At 59.0% G+C, this 15,676-nt stretch carries 10 protein-coding genes; 6 read left to right on the top strand and 4 right to left on the bottom strand.

Going from position 1 to position 15,676, the window contains the following annotated elements:
• The first annotated feature begins 72 nt into the window (after nucleotides 1-72).
• The gene (locus tag DMP17_RS09925; RefSeq protein ID WP_337828918.1) at nucleotides 73-3,804 is read left to right on the top strand and encodes an Eco57I restriction-modification methylase domain-containing protein; all 3,732 of its coding nucleotides are present in this window, start codon (nucleotides 73-75) and stop codon (nucleotides 3,802-3,804) included.
• A gap of 34 nt (nucleotides 3,805-3,838) precedes the next feature.
• Here DMP17_RS09925 and DMP17_RS09930 read toward each other — a convergent pair whose 3' ends face one another.
• From DMP17_RS09930 to DMP17_RS09940, 3 genes are all read right to left on the bottom strand, one after another.
• Nucleotides 3,839-4,633: an inositol monophosphatase family protein gene (locus DMP17_RS09930; protein WP_337828919.1), complete on the bottom strand. Its 795-nt coding sequence runs from the start codon at nucleotides 4,631-4,633 to the stop codon at nucleotides 3,839-3,841.
• Nucleotides 4,634-4,636: 3 nt separating this feature from the next.
• Nucleotides 4,637-5,983, bottom strand: coding sequence for a TldD/PmbA family protein (locus DMP17_RS09935; RefSeq protein WP_337828920.1), 1,347 nt, complete (start codon nucleotides 5,981-5,983; stop codon nucleotides 4,637-4,639).
• Between the two features lie 84 nt (nucleotides 5,984-6,067).
• The gene (locus DMP17_RS09940) at nucleotides 6,068-6,451 is read right to left on the bottom strand and encodes a hypothetical protein (RefSeq protein ID WP_337828921.1); all 384 of its coding nucleotides are present in this window, start codon (nucleotides 6,449-6,451) and stop codon (nucleotides 6,068-6,070) included.
• Nucleotides 6,452-6,823: 372 nt separating this feature from the next.
• Here DMP17_RS09940 and DMP17_RS09945 point away from each other — a divergent pair, with 372 nt between their 5' ends.
• Nucleotides 6,824-8,617: a DUF885 domain-containing protein gene (locus DMP17_RS09945; RefSeq protein WP_337828922.1), complete on the top strand. Its 1,794-nt coding sequence runs from the start codon at nucleotides 6,824-6,826 to the stop codon at nucleotides 8,615-8,617.
• A 421-nt stretch (nucleotides 8,618-9,038) separates the two neighbouring features.
• A complete protein-coding gene (locus DMP17_RS09950) occupies nucleotides 9,039-11,807 on the top strand; it encodes a M16 family metallopeptidase (protein ID WP_337828923.1) in 2,769 nt (922 codons plus the stop codon).
• A 46-nt stretch (nucleotides 11,808-11,853) separates the two neighbouring features.
• Here DMP17_RS09950 and DMP17_RS09955 read toward each other — a convergent pair whose 3' ends face one another.
• Complete coding sequence (locus tag DMP17_RS09955) at nucleotides 11,854-12,531, bottom strand: HAD family hydrolase (RefSeq protein ID WP_337828924.1); 678 nt, start codon at nucleotides 12,529-12,531, stop codon at nucleotides 11,854-11,856.
• A 93-nt stretch (nucleotides 12,532-12,624) separates the two neighbouring features.
• Here DMP17_RS09955 and DMP17_RS09960 point away from each other — a divergent pair, with 93 nt between their 5' ends.
• From DMP17_RS09960 to DMP17_RS09970, 3 genes are all read left to right on the top strand, one after another.
• Nucleotides 12,625-13,734, top strand: a complete 1,110-nt coding sequence (locus DMP17_RS09960; protein ID WP_337828925.1) for an ABC transporter permease — start codon at nucleotides 12,625-12,627, stop codon at nucleotides 13,732-13,734.
• Nucleotides 13,734-14,699: an ABC transporter ATP-binding protein gene (locus DMP17_RS09965; RefSeq protein WP_337828926.1), complete on the top strand. Its 966-nt coding sequence runs from the start codon at nucleotides 13,734-13,736 to the stop codon at nucleotides 14,697-14,699. Before DMP17_RS09960 ends, DMP17_RS09965 begins: the two co-directional genes overlap by 1 nt.
• 64 nt (nucleotides 14,700-14,763) lie before the next feature.
• Entirely contained in the window at nucleotides 14,764-15,672 is a 909-nt protein-coding gene (locus DMP17_RS09970) for an MlaD family protein (RefSeq protein WP_337828927.1), read from the top strand.
• Nucleotides 15,673-15,676 lie beyond the last annotated feature (4 nt).

Consider the following 15,676-nt stretch of genomic DNA (forward strand, 5'->3'; position numbering starts at 1 on the left):
TACGCCCCTCTGCAAAGCGCCAATTGGGAAAGCAGCGCTGGATTTTCACCACCAAACTTGGCAGGACACGGCATGACCAATGATCGCTTTAAACCTTTGCTTGACCGTTCTTTCCTGCGGGCGGAGCTGGAGTATGAATTTCAGGATTATCTCGCAGACGGGCGGGACGACAACATAAAGGCGGTACTGGAAGGATGGGTCAAGCGCGAGATCAAACGCGAGACAAAAGCCGAAGGCAGCTTCACCCAGCGATTTTTTGTCGAAATGTGGGGTTATGAGGAAGATGGTAAAGGCAAAACAGGCTTTCATCTCGATTCAAAATTTGCAGTCAAAGGCGCGGGACAGACTGGCGGTAAGGGCGAGGCCGACCTTGCAATAGGGAATTTCGGCGGCGGACGCGCGCATGTTCCGCAAATCCTGTGCGAATTCAAACATATGACCAAAGCGGGGCTCGACGCACCGCAACATCGCAAAGGGAATAACCGCTCACCGGTTCAACAAGCCCAAGATTATCTTTGGGGTGCCCGGCGCGGTGTCGCGCTCAACGCCCCCGTACAACCGCGATTTGCGATTGTCACCGACATGAACGAGTTCCGTTTATATTCCGCAGATTCGATGCCTGACCGCTACTTGCGGTTCAAAATTGCAGGCGATGACCTTTTTGACCAGGTCAACATGCTCGGCAATGACGAGGTCGCACAATTTGACCGCTTTCTGTTTTGGCGAATGTTTCAACCCGACATGCTTTTGAGCGACGCCGGGCGTACCCGCTTGGAGCGTATGGTCGAAAGACAAGGAAAGTCCGAGAAAAAATTAGAAGATGAATTTTACAAGGAATATCGCGCCTATAGGGAAATATTGATCCAGCATATCATGCTGCAACGTCCGGGCGGCATGACCAAGTCCGGCGCCGTGCGATTGGGCCAAAAGTTACTCGATCGGCTGATTTTTGTAATGTTCGCCGAAGATATGGGCGCGCGCGTCGGATTTCCTACCAATGAATTGCAACGCCAGTTGGAAGCTTTTTCCAGGGATTCTATGCTGGAAGAAAATGGGGAGGAAATCTGGACCCGGTTAAAACTGGTTTTTGCACGCATGAATGTCGGCGGCGACATAGGGGACCACAAGATCCACAAATTCAATGGCGGCCTGTTTGCCGACGACCCCGCCATCGACGCGCTTCGGTTGCCCAACCATATTTTCGCCATGCGCGGACAAGCCCAAAATGAAGCAAAGATCAACGAGTATAAAGCCACCCTATTATATCTGGCAGCCACCTATAATTTTGCACGTGAAGGCGACACTAAAAACAGCATCGGCCTCTACACATTGGGCCATATTTTCGAACAATCCATTGTCGAGTTGGAAAAGCTGGAGGCAGAAGCCGACGCACGACCGTCGTTGACGGATATTACCAAGCGCAAACGGGACGGCGTTTATTATACGCCCGAATGGACGGTGCGCCGGATTATAGAAGAGACCATCACGCCTTTGTTCGACGCTTGGAAGCAGGCGTCAGGCTGGACCGAAGGTGAAATGCCGACGGCACAAGCTGCCTTATCCTATTGGCAACGGTTGCAGCAGATAAAGATTATCGACCCCGCATGCGGATCAGGCGCATTTTTGATTGTCGCGCTCAAGCATTTGGAACGCGAATTTTCGGCGGCGGTTGACATGGCGGTCGAAATGAAAGCCATTGAATCACGACCAGAGCCGGCAGCTATTACCGAAATGATTCTGGCGAACAATATATTCGGTGTCGACATTAATCCGGCATCGGTCGAAATAACGCGCCTTTCATTGTGGCTGCATACGGCCCAGGCACAAAAGCCCTTATCCTCGCTCGATAAGCATATTCAATGTGGCAATAGCCTGATCGATCAGCGTTTCTATGCCAAACGTAAATTATATGACGATGAAGAACGGGACCGCATCAATATTTTTGAATGGGACGGCGATTTTGCAAGCGGCACTTTCGACGCCGTCATTGGCAACCCCCCTTATGTAAAGCTGCAAAACTTCAAGCAGGTCAACAAGGATATGGCCGAATGGTTGTCGTCCGGCCAATCGCCTTATCTTTCGACCCGGACCGGTAATTTCGATCTGTATCTCCCCTTTATCGAAAAGGGACTGGAGCTTCTCAACAGCGGCGGACGTATGGGGTATATCGCGCCCAACTTATGGCCGACCCTCGAATATGGAGCAGGATTGCGCGGGTTGATCCACGCCGGAAGACATCTGGAAAAATGGCTCGACTTCCGGTCGTTCCAGGTGTTTGAAGAAGCGACAGTTTATACCGCAATTCAGATTTTCACCAAAGCGCCTGCTGCAACCATAGCACTGGCCTTCGCCGATGATGGCGATATCAGCCGCGTTGATTGGACGGATGATGCCTACCGCTTGCCTTATGAAGCAATCACCAACGCGACAACGCCTTGGTTGATTGCACCCGCTCCGGTCCGGATGATGATCGAACGGCTCCGCCGCGAAGCATTGCCGCTGGGTCATGTAGATAACAGCAAAAATATCATTGTAGGCATCCAGACGAGTGCGGACCATATTTATCACCTGCGCCGCCTCGGCAGAAACCGTTATGCGTTCACGCCGAAGCTGAAGGGCAAGAAGCAGCCGGACGAGGTCGTTGAACTGGAAGACGCCATTATGAAGCCATTGGTATCCGGGGCGGAAGTCAAACGCTTTCTGGAACCGCAAACCCGCACCTATTTGCTCTTCCCCTACCATGTGGATGCCAAAGGCGCGCGATTATACACGCCCGAAGAAATGGCGCGCGATTTCCCGAAGGCATGGGCGTATCTGCGTCGTTTTGAACAAGAATTGCGAGACAGGGAAAAGGAGAAGTTCAACGATACAAAATGGTATCGGATGGGACGAACTCAAAATCTAGACAAGCAGGAAAATGCAAAATTGCTGGTTCCCCGTTTGGTCGCCAAATTAGGGACAGTGGTGGACGACACTGGCCGCTATTATTGCGATAATGTGGATGTTGGCGGCGTAATTCCAGCGCGCAAAGATGATTCATGGTTTCTTTCGGCCATCCTTAATGCACCGGTGACCAACACAATATTCCAATGGCAATCCAAACCTTTTCGCGGCGATTATAAATCAGCCAACAAGCAGTTCATTGCGCCGCTCCCTGTCCCCAACGCAGATCGGAAATCACGGGCGACATTGACCGCACTTGCCAAAAGATTGCAACAGCAAGCAACCGAACGGCTACGCCTGACGCAGGATTTGGAAGAGCGCCTTTCGACGGCGGCGCGCACCGTCAAAACATTGGACCAGCTCATCCCCGCGGTGCGGTCCATACCGCAAATTGAGGAAGAGATTTCAAATTCGATCCCCGCAACAAACCGTAAAAATTGGGTAGATGATCAGCGTAAGGCCGACGAAGAGACAGCTTTGGCCGAAATTGACGGCCTCATCCATCCGGCAAGTCATTTTGACGTTTCGCTCGACCGGGGTAAATTAAGCTTTTTGATCGATGAGCGTGAAGTGTGCCGCCTGTTTGTTGAAGACGATGAAGCCGAGCTCGTCTTGGCACAGTGGCGCTGCATTGCATTGGATTTCACACCGGCGACCAAGGGCAACGGTAAAAAGCTGGTCGATCGTTTGCGTAAGCCGGTCACGCGGGCCGATGCTGCGGTTCATTCGCAAATAATCGAAATTTCCAAAAAAATTTCAAACATGTCGGAAAAATTGACCGCGGACGAAACGGCATTACACGAAATGACGCTGAGCTTGTTCAATATATCACCGCAGGAGAGGCGGCTAATTGAACAATAAGCCGCTCGTTTTACCGGTCAACATATCGGGCTTGTCACCCCACAATCGCCTTCGCCCGTTCCGACAGGCGCTCGACCGCTGCTTCGTGGATATAGGGTGAGGAGACGATCACGCCGAAGGCCTGTGCGCGGGCGGTGTTGAAGCGTAGGGGATTGCCGAAAGCGTCGGTTACAGTTGCGCCGGCTTCGCGGGCGATGAGCGTTGCGGCGGCAATGTCCCATTCAAAGCCCCAGCGTAAGGTCGCGACAATATCCGCGCGGTCATCGGCGACCATCGCCATTCTGAGCGCAATGCTGTTGGGCTGTTCGACCTTGGTTAAATCGCGGTCGACTTTGGGAAGGTCGGCGGCGGGGACGCGCGCGCCGACAAAGTTGCGCCTTGTGCTGGCCGCGACCGGTTCGCCGTTCAACGTCGCGCCGGTGCCGCTGGCCGCCACCCATAATTCATCGCGGGCGGGTGCGTAGAGAACGCCAAAGCGCGGCCAGCCATCTTCGATGAGCGCAATCGACACGCACCAGCCTTTGCGCCCGCGCACATAATCGCGCGTGCCGTCAATCGGATCGACGCACCACATGCGGCGGCGCTCCAGCCGCGCGGCGTCATCCGCCGTCTCTTCCGACAACCAGCCCGCATCGGGGGCGAGTTCGCCAAGGATTGCCTTCAACCGTTCGTCGACGGCCAAATCAATCTCGCATACCGGGCTGACATCGGCTTTGGCCCAGACTTTGAGTTCGGCAGCCCCCGCCGTCCCCGGCCAGCGCGCAAGCGCCATGTCGCCGACTTCGCGGGCGGCGGCGATTATCAGTTCATTGTTGAGCGGCGCGGGCATGGCTTAGCCGCTCGCGACCGTCATACTGTCGGTGCGCAAGGTCGGCACATTGGTCCCGAACAAGAATTCCAGATCATCGGCGGGGGTCAGATCGCGGAAAATATCCTTCATATTACCCGCAATGGTGAATTCCGCGACCGGCCCTGCGCGCTTGCCATTGTCGATGCGAAAGCCGACCGCGCCGACGCTATAATCGCCGGTAACACCGTTCAGCCCGCTGCCGATGAGTTCGGTCACCCACACGCCTTGCTTGATGTCGGCGATCAGCGCGTCGGGCGACAGGCTGCCCGCTTCGATGTGGAGATTGCCGGTGGTGACGCCGGGCGCACCGCCAATGCCGCGCGAGGCGTGGCCGGTGGGCGTTGTGCCAAGCTGGCGCGCCGAGGCGCTATCGAGCAGCCAGGTGGTGAGGACGCCTCCGTCGACCAGCTTGCCTGCGCGCACCGGCAGCCCTTCGCCGTCAAACGGACGCGAGCGCAGTCCGCGGATACGGTAGGGATCATCGACAATCGTAATGCCGGGCGCGAAAATCTGTTCGCCCAGACGGTCGAGCAAGAAGCTGGTGCGCCGCGTAATCGCAGAGCCGGAAATCGCGCCGGTCAGCGCGCCGATGATGGTCGTGCCGACGCGCGGGTCGAAAATCACCGGCATCGCGCCCGACGTCATGCGCCCCGGCTTCACCTTGGCGACAGTGCGCATGCCGGCTTCAAGGCCTATATCTTCTGCCGAGCGCAAATCCGCCAGATGCCGCGCGCTGTGCCAGTCATAATCGCGCTGCATATCGCTGCCCTCGCCCGCCAGCACCGATGCCGAGGTCGAATGGCCCGATGTGCCATAGCCGCCGACAAAGCCGGTGGTCGTGGCGATAGCGAGCCGCATCCGGCTATGGCTTGCGCTGCCGCCTTCGCTGTTGGTGACGCCTGTGACGCTGCGCGCGACATCTTCGACTTCCAGCGCCCGTGCGCGCAAGGCTTGCGGGTCGGCTTCGCTGCCATCGTCCAAATCCAGATCCTGCGGCGCGCTTTGCATCAGCATATCTTCAGGGGCCAGCCCAGCATAAGGGTCTTCGGGCGCTTCCTTGGCCATCGCCAGCGCGCGCTCGACCAGACTGTCGAGCGCCGCCTTTTCCATATCGGTCGAAGAAACGCTTGCCGAGCGGCGGCCGACAAACAGGCGCAGGCCGATGCCTTCGCCTTCGGAGCGCGACACATCTTCCAATGCGCCCAGCCGCATCGACACGCTGGTCGACGCATCGCAAAAATAAATGGCGTCGGCGGCATCCGCGCCCGCTTTTTTGGCAGCTTTGGTGAGGTGGGCGACGCGGTCTTGCGCTTCTTTTACGGTCAACATGACAAAAAGCCTTAGCGCCGCCCAAGCCGAGCGTCAAAGCTGTTTGCGCGTAACCCGCTTGGAATAAGGCATAAGAAGGCGGGGCTAAATTATCGCGCCTGCCACCAGCGAGCTAATCACCAACACCCAGGCAGGCGGCACCAATAAGGCGGCGCTCCACATCAAGGTCAGGTCGCGGCGGTAGCGCGCATCGGCTTTGGGGGAAGGCGCAATATTGCGGCCGCGATGGTGCCAGCGGCGCTCGACCATCCGTCCGGTGGGGATCGCCCCCAGCACCAGCACAGCAATACCGACCAGCGGCAACCAATGCGGCCCGCCAGCGGAAACAACCGCCCCTGTCGCCCAAAGCTGCATCAGCGCAAACAGCATGACCGCGCCCGCAACATGGGCACCGACATGGCGCGCGGCATTAGGGGCTTTGAAATCGGGGCCGGGTGGCGGCGGAGCAGAATGGCTCGGGAAACGCATGACTAAACTTAATATTGCAACGGATATTCGGGATTAACCCGACTATTCCAGCCATTTCCGCGGAAGGCAAGCGCGCGACAAGAATTATTTACGCCTTCTAACGGCTATGAGCCACCGTCCGGCGAAACAGGGGGGGCAAGGGCAGACCCACCCAACGCCCGTCATTGCGAGCCGCTGCAAGCGGCGCGGCAATCCGGAGTCGCATGGTCTGCACTGGATTGCCGCGCGGCTATCGCCGCTCGCAATGACGGAATGAGTGGCTGTTATGGCCTTGTTCGGACCGGCTTTGATTTCCGCGCCACTTGTTCTAGCACTAACTACAGCATGCGCCCGCCAGCGGCGCTGTTTCTTCATTGCAGGGAGTATCCCCCTATGCCTATTGCCAAGCCTGTTTCCCGCACCCGTTTCCGCGCCCGCCTGGCCAAGATCGCGCTGCCCTTGCTCGCCTCGGTGGCGTTGGCCAGCCCCGCCACCGCCGCACCTGCCGGTGCTCTGGCACAGCTTATCAAGGAGCATTGGGACTGGACCTTGTCCGAAAATCCGGTGCTGGCCTCGTCGATGGGGGTGCCGGGCTATGAAGGCAAGGTCGGCGATATGAGCCTTGCTGCCGCCGACAAAAGCGCCAAAACCGCCGAAGCCTTTCTTGAGCGGTTGAACATGATACGGCTGGATGCGCTGCCACTCGCCGACCGCATCAATGCGCAGATCCTGAGGCGCGCTTTGTCCGATCAGGTCAAAGCCAATAGGTTCGGCCAACGCACCATGCTCTTCACCACCTATTATGGTTGGCACCAAGGCTTTGCGGGGCTGGGCGACAATAGCCCGCTGCGCAATAAGGTCGATTACCAAAGCTATCTCGACCGGCTCGCCCAATATCCCAAGGTCAATGACGAGGCGCTGAAAATCACGCAGCAGGCGGTCGATGGCGGCTATGTCTTGCCGTGCGAGGTGTTGGGCAACAGCGCCAAGGGGATTATCGGTGTGGTCAGCGATGATCCGGTAAAATCGCGCTTTTACGGGCCGTTCCTGCGCACCAAGCCGGTCGACATGACCGATGCGGAATGGAACGCGATGCAGACCCGCGCCAAAAGCCTGATCACCGATGTGCTGAACCCTGCTTACCGCAAGCATCACGCCTTTTTCACCGGCACCTATCTTAAGAAATGCGCGAAAAACCCTGCCATTACCGCGCAGCCCGGCGGCAAGGATTATTATGCGTTCCGCATCCGGCAAGAAACCACGACCAACCTCACCGCCGAACAGATCCACCAGATCGGGCTGAACGAGGTGAAACGCATCCGCGCCGAAATGGAGACGGTCGCCAAAAAGGCCGGTTTCGCGACGCGCGAGGCGTTTATCGCGGACCTGCGCTCCAACCCACAATATTATGTCAAAACGCCCGAAGAGTTGATGGAGGCTGCATCGCGCGTTGCCAAGACCATCGACGGCAAAATGCCGACCCTGTTCCACAAATTGCCGCGCCTTCCCTATGGCCTTAAGGAAATTCCGGCGGAAATCGCGGAAGGCACGACCACGGCTTATTATAATCCGGGCTCGCCGCAGAGCGGGATTGCGGGCAATTATTATGTGAATACGTCGAAGCTCGACCAGCGGCCCTTATATGAACTGCCTGCGCTCACCGCCCATGAAGCGGTGCCGGGCCATCATAACCAGATTGCGCTCCAGCAGGAATTGGACATCCCCGCTTTCCGCCAGAATATCGGCTTTACCGCCTTCACCGAAGGCTGGGGCCTGTATGCCGAGCGGCTGGGCATCGAAATGGGGCTTTATGATACGCCCGCCAAGGATATGGGGCGGCTATCCTATGAAATGTGGCGCGCGTGCCGTCTGGTGGTCGATACCGGCATCCACGCCAAAGGCTGGACCAAGGCGCAGGGCATCCGGTTCATGAAGGACAATAGCGCACTGTCCGACGCGAATATCGAAGCCGAAGTCAACCGCTATATCAGTTGGCCGGGACAGGCATTGGGTTACAAGATTGGCGAGATTAAAATCCGCGAATTGCGCAGCTTGGCCGAAAAGGAGCTGGGCGCGAAGTTTGACTTGGCCGCCTTCCACGACACCGTCCTTGGCCAGGGCGCGGTCCCGCTCGATGTGCTGGAATGGCAGGTCAAAGACTGGATCGCCAAGGTGAAGTGGCCATAAAATGACCGCCCTCCCTCGTCATTCCCGCGAAAGCGGGAATCCATTTCCGGACCGTGCTACGTCACGCAACGGTAGTGGAAACCTCCAGCGCATCAGATGGATTCCCGCTTTCGCGGGAATGACGATGTTCCACAGGAGGTCGATATTGCGCCTGCGCCGTCTGCAATGACGATTGCGCCCTCTCCCCTGCCCCGCTAAACATCTTCGGATGACTTTCCGGCAGTATTGGCTGGCGCTGTCGGCGCTCGCGCTCTCCCTTTCCGCCCCCGTTGCCGTTTATGCGCAAGATGGTGCGCAAGCCGCGTCCGCGCCGCCTGCATCGCCTACCTCCACCCCCGCCGCTCCGGTCGCGACCGGCTGGCAGACGGGGAGTGATATTCCGCTCCATCCGGCCTTTGTTACCGGCACCCTCCCCAATGGCGTGCGCTACGCGGTGCGCCGCAATGACGAGCCCAAAGGCCGCCTGTCGATCCGCGTCCATTTGCGTGTCGGCGCGCTGATGGAGGAGGATAAGGAGCAAGGCTGGGCGCACCTTCTCGAACATATGCTGTTCCGCGGCACCCGCTCCTTCCCCGATGGCGAGGGCGAAAAAGCCTGGCAACGGCTCGGCGCGCGGCCCGGCAGCCACAGCAATGCGTTCACCTCTTACGGCTCGACCCGCTATGTGCTGGACATTGGCCGCGCCGACAGCGAAGCGATGGATCAGGCGCTCGCCATTCTGGCCGACATGATGGCCCATGCGGTCATCGACAAGGACATACTCGAAAAGGAAAAGAAGATTGTCATGGCCGAGCGTGCGATGCGCACGAGCGAGGCCGACAGCCGTATCCAGACCCAACGCCTGCGTTTCTATCAGCCCGACCATCGTGCGGGCGAACGCAATCTTATCGGCACGGCGGAAAGTTTGAACGCCGCAACGGCCAAGAAGCTGCATAAATTTTATGACCGCTGGTATCGCCCCGAACGCACCACGGTGGTGATTGTCGGCGATGGCGATCCGGCGCAGATGATTGCCGCCATCGGGAAAGCCTTTGGCGGCTGGCAGGCATCAGGCAAGACCGGCAAAGAGCCAAAGCCTGCACCGGTTCCGGCCAAGCCGCCCGCCACCACGATCATCGAGCCGCATTATAGCGACAATATGGAATTGCTGTGGCAACGCCCTGCGCGCACCACCGCGCAAACGCTCGCCGAGCGCGAGGAGGATATTGCCGATACTTTGGCGCAAATGGTGCTGAACGCGCGCCTGCGTGAAGATATTGAACGCACCACGAAAATCGTCCGCGCTTATGTGACCGAACAGAAAAACAGCGCGCTGGTGCCGTCGCGGCTGTCCTTGTCGATGCAGATGGAAGCGGACAGCAAGCCCGACGATGCAGGCCCCGCGCTCGAACAAGTCTATCGCGTGCTGAACGGCGCGATGCGCGGCGTGCGGCAGGATGAGGTCGACGAACAGTGGCGCAGCCTTGACCGGCTTTACCGGCAGGCGATTGACCGTGAAGAGCGCGCCCCGTCGCGCGACCTTGCCGACCAGCTTATCGCAAGCTTTGACCCCAAGGACATCGTCACCGACCCGCGCTATCGCGCCGCGATGCTCACGCGGTTAAAGCCCGCCATGACGCCGGAGCGGATTACCGACCGGTTGCGCGCGATGTTTTCGGCGCGGCCCCGCTTTGTCTATCTGTCGGGCAAGCCCCCCGAAGGCGGCGTTGCGGCGGTTGAAGCCATGTTAGCCAAAGCGATGCAGGCGGTGCCGTCCGCCGATATAGGGCTTGCCGCAACCTCGCTCGATGCGCTGGTGCTGCCGCCCGCCACCGCCAAAATTGCCAAGCAAACTGCGCTTGCCGACCTGTCGATTACGCGCACCGAGCTTAGCAATGGTGTCGAAATTGCGATGCGGCCCAATGCCCAGCTTGTCAATCAGGTGAGCCTGCGCGTCAAAATCGGGCGCGGGGTGGCAGCAAGACCGCCGCGCGATGCCGGATGGTTCTGGTCCGCGCGCGCGCTTGGGCTTGCCGGTATCGGGCCGTTCGACCGCCCGACCTTGCAGCGTTTGGGCGCAGGCCGCCAGATTATCCCGCAATTTTATAATGATACTGACGGGCTGGTACTCACCTTGAACACGACGCGCGAGGATATGGCCGATGCGATGAAGATGATGGTCGGCGCGATCACCCAGATGCGCTATGACGAAACATCGGTGCGCCGCTTCCAGTCGGGCCTGAAGACCGGTTATCGCAATTATCTCAGCGATCCGGCGGCGGTGATGAATATGATCGGCCTGCCGCTACGCTATGGTGGCGATACGCGCTTCCGCTCTATGCCTACGCTGCTCTTCATCAACCGGCTGACGCCCGATATTTTCCGCACCTTTTGGAGCGAAGAATTCGCCAAAGGACCGGTTAAAGTGAGCATTGTCGGCGATTTCGACCCTGTGCCAACGCTCGCCCTTGCCGCCGACATGTTCGCGCGGATTTCGCCCAAACCGACGCCTCCGCCTACGCCCGATGCAATAGCGGTGCGCGCTAGCCCTGCCGATGGCAAGGCGGTTTCAACCCTCTATCATCTGGGCGATCCCGACCGCGCGATGGCGATGCTGGTCTATCCTACGGTGAGCGGCGATGAAGATATTAAGGCCGCGCGCGCGATCCAGCTTACCGGCTATATTGTGCGCCAGCGCCTGTCCGAAGGCTTCCGCGCGCAGCAGGGCGGCACCTATGCCGCCAGCGCGGTCGGCGCGACCAACCGCGCGTTGCCGCATTATGGCGCGATGCTGGTGTCGTCGGAATTAAAGCCCGAACTCATCCCCGCTTTCCAGCAGGCGGTGAACAGCATCATGGCCGATCTCGCCGCCAATGGCCCGAGCGCCGACAGTTTCGCCCGCGCGCGCGCGCCGATGCTGGCGGAGATTGAAACCAACCGCAAAAGCAATGCCTATTGGGTGCAGGTGCTGGACGATAATCTGGATGATCCGGCGATTGTCGATGCGGTGCGCAGCTACATCACCGGCCGCGCGGCGCTTACACCAGCGGATATTCAGGCCGTCGCCAAAGCCTATCTTGCCGGAAGCGGGGAGGCGCTGCCCAAAGAGGCCTTCCAGATTCGCGTGCTGCCGACCCCGCCCAAAACCCAAACCGCCTCGCCTGCGCCTGCGCCAACCACAGCGGACAAGGACGATATACCTGTGCAATAGCGCACTGTCGGGCAATATTAGAATCGCAGCGGGCTGCCGAATGTCACTATGTGCGAAAATCCAGCACCGGCCAGCCGCGTTGCCCTGCCAAGGCGCGCAGCTTGGGTGACGGGGTGGTGGCGAAGGCTTCGTCGGCGAGGTCCAGCATTGGTGCGTCCGACACATGGTCGGAATAGCAGCGTAAGTGCGCCTCCTCCCGTTTGACGCCAATCTTTGCCATCCATTGCGCAATCCGCGGGAGTTTTTCCCGGTCATAGCAATTTTCGCCGTCAATTTGCGCAAGGATGGTGCCGTCCACCGCGCTAACCAGCTTGGTGCCGATCACATCCTCCGCCGCAATGCCGATCCGCGCGGCAATCGCATGGACATAAAGTTCATAAGATGCGGTGCAGAGCGCAACGCGATAGCCCGCAGCCTGATCATCGGCGATACGTGCGCGCGCTTTGGCGTAAAGGTTGCGCGCGACCACGCGGTCGGCATAGGCTTCGATATGCGGGGCGAGGCGTTGCGGCGACAGGCGCGTCCCCAAGAGCAGCGCAAGATTAACCTCCTTCAACCGTTTCCGGCTGACCAGTTTCGCCGCATAGCCCGCCATCGCCAGCAGCGCGAACGGCGCGAGCAGCAAGCGCCACGGGGCCATCCGCGCCGCGACAAACAGCAGGAACGGCGTATAGGTTCCCCTTATGGTGACCGTACGGTCCATGTCATAAATCGCGAGTTTCACCCTGTTATCGGCCTTATTTTATGTAAACCGGATTAGTTTTCCTACATTCTTTGCTTGCCGATAGCGTCAATTTCGCACAGTGTCGCGCCCGTTATGCAAGATGGGGCGGAGCAGGTCCGGGTTGATACCGATGATCGGGATGTTGTCCGCTTAAGCGGACGGCTGACCCTTGGCCGTATCGGCGATCTGCCCGAACGGCTTGCGAGCCTTGACGCCCCGCCCAAGACAATCGACATCAGCCAGGTCATCCATATGGACACGGTTGGCGCCTGGCTTGTCTATAAGCTCGCGCGCGACAGCGGGGCTCAGATTGAGGGCGCGAGCGAACAATCCGCCGGGCTGTTGGCCGAAGTGCAAAATGCCGACCAAGGCGTCAAAATCCGCCCCGAACAGAGCAATGCTTTCATCCGGATGCTCGATGAAGTCGGCACATCGGTGCATGGCGCGCTCACCAATTTCATGGGGATGATCGGCTTTCTCGGCGCGACGGTGCTGGGGATATTGGGCCTCATCGCCCATCCCAGCCGCTTCCGCGTCAATGCGATGGTGTCGCAATTCAAGGCGGTCGGCGTCGATGCGCTGGGTATTATCGGCCTGATGAGCTTCCTCATCGGCGTGGTGATTGCCCAGCAGGGCGCGACCCAGCTTGAACTGTTCGGCATGGAGATGTTCACTATCAACCTTGTCGGGCGCTCGTCGATGCGCGAACTCGGTGTCCTGATGACCGCGATCATGGTGGCGGGCCGGTCGGGATCGGCCTTTGCCGCGCAGCTTGGCACGATGAAGCTTACCGAGGAGGTGGACGCGATGCGGACCATCGGGGTGTCGCCGATGGAAGCCTTGGTCCTGCCGCGCGTGCTCGCCTCGATTGTGATGATGCCGCTGCTCGGCTTTTACGCCGGCATTGCAGCTTTGTTCGGCGGCATGGTGTTTTGCTGGGCGGGCCTTGGCATCCCGCCGCTCACTTATGTGCAGCGCATCCAGGAAGTGGTGCCGCTCACCGACGTCCTGATCGGCCTCATCAAAGCGCCCGTATTCGGGGCGATCGTTGCGATTGCGGGCTGTTATAACGGGATGCAGGTCAAGGATAATGCCGAACAGGTCGGCCAGCGCACGACCGACGCGGTGGTGCAGGGCATCTTCCTTGTCATCGTTCTCGATGCGTTTTTCGCGGTCTTCTTTACCTCGGTCGGGTGGAAGTGATGAAATTGCCGTTCCGCCCCAAAGCCGAGCCGGAAACCGGCCAGCCCGCCGTCAAAGTGCGCAAGGGCAAGACCGACCGCTATGCCGGACGCAGCCCCAAAATCCGTCCCGAAGCGCATGAGGTCGCGATCAGCATCCGCGGGCTGCGCAACAGTTTCGGCGAACAGGTGGTGCATGAAGGGCTGGACCTTGATGTGCGGCGTGGCGAGATTTTGGGCATTGTCGGCGGGTCGGGCACCGGCAAATCGGTGCTGATGCGCTCGATCATCGGCTTGCAGGAGCCGGACGAGGGCGACATTCGCGTGTTCGATACGCGCATGACCGATGTTGAAGATGAATATGACGCGCTCGACCTGCGCCGCCGCTGGGGCGTATTGTTCCAAGGCGGCGCGCTCTTTTCGACGCTAACGGTGGCGGAAAATATCCAGGTGCCTATCCGCGAATTTTATCCGCATATGGACCCGGACCTGCGCGACGAAATTGCCGCCTATAAGGTCGCGATGGTCGGACTGCCGCCCGATGCCGGTCCCAAATATCCGTCCGAACTGTCCGGCGGCATGAAGAAACGCGCAGGGTTGGCGCGCGCGCTGGCGCTCGATCCGGCGTTGCTGTTCCTCGATGAACCGACCGCAGGCCTCGACCCGATTGGCGCGGCGGCGTTCGACACGCTCACCCGCAATCTTAAAGAAGCGATGGGCCTCACCGTTTTCCTCATCACCCACGATCTTGATACGCTCTATGCGATTTGCGACCGGGTTGCGGTGCTGGCGGACAAAAAGGTGATTGCGGTTGGCACGATTGACGAGCTGCTTGCAACCGACCATCCGTGGATTCAGGAATATTTCAACGGTCCGCGCGGGCGCGCTGCCGCCAAAGAATTTGATAATGTCCACGACAGCAAGGAAACTGCTAAAACGGACGCTGTGACAACAGCACAGGAAACGCCCGAGGGCGAACAAGGATAAGGTCATGGAAACACGGTCCAATCATGTTCTGGTCGGCATAGTCACGCTGGCGCTGGTCGCGGCGGTGGCCTTGTTCACCGTGTGGATCACCAATTTGGGATCGGGCGAAAAGAAGGAATATGATATTTTCTTCAAACAGTCCGTGAGCGGCCTCAACAAGGGCTCTAACGTGTCCTTTTCCGGCGTTCCGGCAGGGACGGTCGAAAAGATTGCCTTGTGGAAACCCGACCCCAATTTTGTGCGTGTTCGCATCAAGATCGACAAGGATATTCCGATCCTGCAAGGCACCACCGCGTCGATTAACGGCGTCGGCTTTACCGGCGTTTCGGAAATCCAGTTGGATGGCGCCGCCAAGGGCGCACCGCCGATTACCGAAAAAGGCCCCGAAGGCGTCCCCGTCATACCGGCAAAACCGGGCGGGCTTGGCGAATTGTTGAACAATGCGCCGCAACTTTTGGAGCGGCTGACCACGCTGACCGAGCGGCTGACTGAATTGCTGGGGGACAAGAATCAGGCGTCGATTGCAGGGATTTTGGCCAATGTGCAAAAATTGTCGGGCGAATTATCGACCCAAGGCCCCGAAATGCGCGCGACGCTGGAACAGACCCGCATGACCATCAAACAGGCCGGGATTGCCGCCGAACAAGCGGGCAATGCGGCGGAGGAAATTGGCGGGCTGGCCAACACCACCAACGGCTTGCTGGCCGATGATGCCAAGCCGCTCATCGCGGACCTGCGCCAAACCGTCGCGGCGGCCGAACGCAGCATGAATAATCTTGATCAGACGATTGCGGCGGCCAAGCCCGGCGTTGAAAATTTCAGCCAGAAAACCATGCCCGAAGTCGGCCTGCTCGTGCGCGATTTGCGCCGTATGTCTGCATCGTTGAACGCAGTTGCGACCAAGCTCGACCAGGGCGGCGCCACCTCGATCCTCGGCGAACCGCCGCTTCCCGACTATAAGCCCCGTAAATGAGGTC

This window comes from Pseudonocardia sp. TMWB2A (genome assembly GCF_017312135.1).

Bases quoted from the DNA above. Each gene is read 5' to 3' on its own strand.
- DMP17_RS09930 (WP_337828919.1), bottom strand. From the start codon at position 4,633: ATGCCCGCGCCGCTCAACAATGAACTGATAATCGCCGCCGCCCGCGAA.
- DMP17_RS09940 (WP_337828921.1), bottom strand. From the start codon at position 6,451: ATGCGTTTCCCGAGCCATTCTGCTCCGCCGCCACCCGGCCCCGATTTC.
- DMP17_RS09925 (WP_337828918.1), top strand. From the start codon at position 73: ATGACCAATGATCGCTTTAAACCTTTGCTTGACCGTTCTTTCCTGCGG.
- DMP17_RS09965 (WP_337828926.1), top strand. From the start codon at position 13,734: ATGAAATTGCCGTTCCGCCCCAAAGCCGAGCCGGAAACCGGCCAGCCC.
- DMP17_RS09935 (WP_337828920.1), bottom strand. From the start codon at position 5,983: ATGTTGACCGTAAAAGAAGCGCAAGACCGCGTCGCCCACCTCACCAAA.
- DMP17_RS09960 (WP_337828925.1), top strand. From the start codon at position 12,625: ATGCAAGATGGGGCGGAGCAGGTCCGGGTTGATACCGATGATCGGGAT.
- DMP17_RS09945 (WP_337828922.1), top strand. From the start codon at position 6,824: ATGCCTATTGCCAAGCCTGTTTCCCGCACCCGTTTCCGCGCCCGCCTG.